Source organism: Ochrobactrum sp. SFR4 (assembly GCF_019730395.1).
Lineage (GTDB): Bacteria > Pseudomonadota > Alphaproteobacteria > Rhizobiales > Rhizobiaceae > Pseudochrobactrum.
In genome coordinates this window covers 1-266 of record NZ_JAAPBB010000870.1, presented here as the reverse complement: position 1 = coordinate 266, position 266 = coordinate 1, and the positions used below count along the sequence as shown (strand labels likewise).

The 266-nt window shown below is 39.5% G+C and carries 1 protein-coding gene; it reads right to left on the bottom strand.

The window, feature by feature from the left end; all coding sequences use genetic code 11:
- Positions 1-36 precede the first annotated feature (36 nt).
- Positions 37-266: hypothetical protein (locus tag HBA93_RS21565; RefSeq protein ID WP_221724611.1), on the bottom strand; the 230-nt coding region annotated here is incomplete at its 5' end.

The window sequence follows — 266 nt, the reverse complement described above, 5'->3', positions numbered from 1 at the left end:
AAGCTTGCTTGGCGCATTTTGTTGATACGATCAAGTTTACTCATTTTCTGCACCCTCTTCCAAGTATTTCAAAACAGCATCGGTAAAATTAGAAGCCTCTTCAATGGCTTTCAGCACTGAATCTTTATCAGCGTCCGGTAAATTTCTTAGAGATGTGAAGCCAGAATAGACTTTACGGTACGGATTGCGCTGCATTAGCTCAACGGATGAATGTTCGATAGTGCTATCATCTTCTTTGAGTTCATTAATGAAATTACCGATAGACT